2 rRNA genes (1 of these 2 running past the window's edge) are annotated in these 2,273 nt (G+C 58.1%); both read right to left on the minus strand.

The features are described from left to right. Positions 1-433, minus strand: a 23S ribosomal RNA gene (locus ACZ7P3_RS42460) (it extends 2,781 nt beyond the left edge of the window). A 306-nt stretch (positions 434-739) separates the two neighbouring features. Beyond that, a 16S ribosomal RNA gene (locus ACZ7P3_RS42465) occupies positions 740-2,263 on the minus strand. The 16S and 23S rRNA genes sit together here, the layout of an rRNA operon. Positions 2,264-2,273 lie beyond the last annotated feature (10 nt).

Genomic DNA, 2,273 nt, shown 5'->3' on the forward strand with positions numbered 1-2,273 from the left:
ATGTTTCGACTACGGGGGTCTTACCCTCTACGCCGGACCTTTCGCATGTCCTTCGCCTACATCAACGGTTTCTGACTCGTCTCACAGCCGGCAGACTGTGAAAGAGAGATCCCACAACCCCCACGACGCAACCCCTGCCGGGTCTCACACGTCGTAGGTTTGGCCTCATCCGGTTTCGCTCGCCACTACTCCCGGAATCACGGTTGTTTTCTCTTCCTGAGGGTACTGAGATGTTTCACTTCCCCTCGTTCCCTCCACACTGCCTATGTGTTCAGCAGCGGGTGACAGCCCATGACGACTGCCGGGTTTCCCCATTCGGAAACCCCCGGATCAAAGCCTGGTTGACGACTCCCCGGGGACTATCGTGGCCTCCCACGTCCTTCATCGGTTCCTGGTGCCAAGGCATCCACCGTGCGCCCTTAAAAACTTGGCCACAGATGCTCGCGTCCACTGTGCAGTTCTCAAACAACGACCAGCCACCCATCACCCCGAACCAAACGATTCGAGTGCACTGGGGCCGGCGACTGAAGGACCATTTCGTTCCCTCAGACACCCAACAGCGTGCCCGGCCGACTCCGTCCGATGATCATGCGTTCCACGCTCTCACGAGCAGTACTGGCAAGCCACCGACCCGTAGGTCAGACCGAATAATCAACGTTCCACCCATGAGCAACCAGCACCGGACATTCGCCGATGTACTGGCCTCTGGACCGCTAGGCGGCCTAGAAGTGCTCCTTAGAAAGGAGGTGATCCAGCCGCACCTTCCGGTACGGCTACCTTGTTACGACTTCGTCCCAATCGCCAGTCCCACCTTCGACAGCTCCCTCCACAAGGGTTGGGCCACCGGCTTCGGGTGTTACCGACTTTCGTGACGTGACGGGCGGTGTGTACAAGGCCCGGGAACGTATTCACCGCAGCAATGCTGATCTGCGATTACTAGCGACTCCGACTTCATGGGGTCGAGTTGCAGACCCCAATCCGAACTGAGACCGGCTTTTTGAGATTCGCTCCACCTCACGGTATCGCAGCTCATTGTACCGGCCATTGTAGCACGTGTGCAGCCCAAGACATAAGGGGCATGATGACTTGACGTCGTCCCCACCTTCCTCCGAGTTGACCCCGGCGGTCTCCTGTGAGTCCCCATCACCCCGAAGGGCATGCTGGCAACACAGAACAAGGGTTGCGCTCGTTGCGGGACTTAACCCAACATCTCACGACACGAGCTGACGACAGCCATGCACCACCTGTACACCGACCACAAGGGGGGCACTATCTCTAATGCTTTCCGGTGTATGTCAAGCCTTGGTAAGGTTCTTCGCGTTGCGTCGAATTAAGCCACATGCTCCGCCGCTTGTGCGGGCCCCCGTCAATTCCTTTGAGTTTTAGCCTTGCGGCCGTACTCCCCAGGCGGGGAACTTAATGCGTTAGCTGCGGCACCGACGACGTGGAATGTCGCCAACACCTAGTTCCCACCGTTTACGGCGTGGACTACCAGGGTATCTAATCCTGTTCGCTCCCCACGCTTTCGCTCCTCAGCGTCAGTAATGGCCCAGAGATCCGCCTTCGCCACCGGTGTTCCTCCTGATATCTGCGCATTTCACCGCTACACCAGGAATTCCGATCTCCCCTACCACACTCTAGCTAGCCCGTATCGACTGCAGACCCGAGGTTAAGCCTCGGGCTTTCACAATCGACGTGACAAGCCGCCTACGAGCTCTTTACGCCCAATAATTCCGGACAACGCTTGCGCCCTACGTATTACCGCGGCTGCTGGCACGTAGTTAGCCGGCGCTTCTTCTGCAGGTACCGTCACTTTCGCTTCTTCCCTGCTGAAAGAGGTTTACAACCCGAAGGCCGTCATCCCTCACGCGGCGTCGCTGCATCAGGCTTTCGCCCATTGTGCAATATTCCCCACTGCTGCCTCCCGTAGGAGTCTGGGCCGTGTCTCAGTCCCAGTGTGGCCGGTCGCCCTCTCAGGCCGGCTACCCGTCGTCGCCTTGGTGAGCCATTACCTCACCAACAAGCTGATAGGCCGCGGGCTCATCCTTCACCGCCGGAGCTTTACACCATCAAGGATGCCCAAGATGGTCATATCCGGTATTAGACCCCGTTTCCAGGGCTTGTCCCAGAGTGAAGGGCAGATTGCCCACGTGTTACTCACCCGTTCGCCACTAATCCCCACCGAAGTGGTTCATCGTTCGACTTGCATGTGTTAAGCACGCCGCCAGCGTTCGTCCTGAGCCAGGATCAAACTCTCCGTGAATGTTTTCCCG

The organism is Streptomyces sp. NPDC107581, from assembly GCF_055657175.1.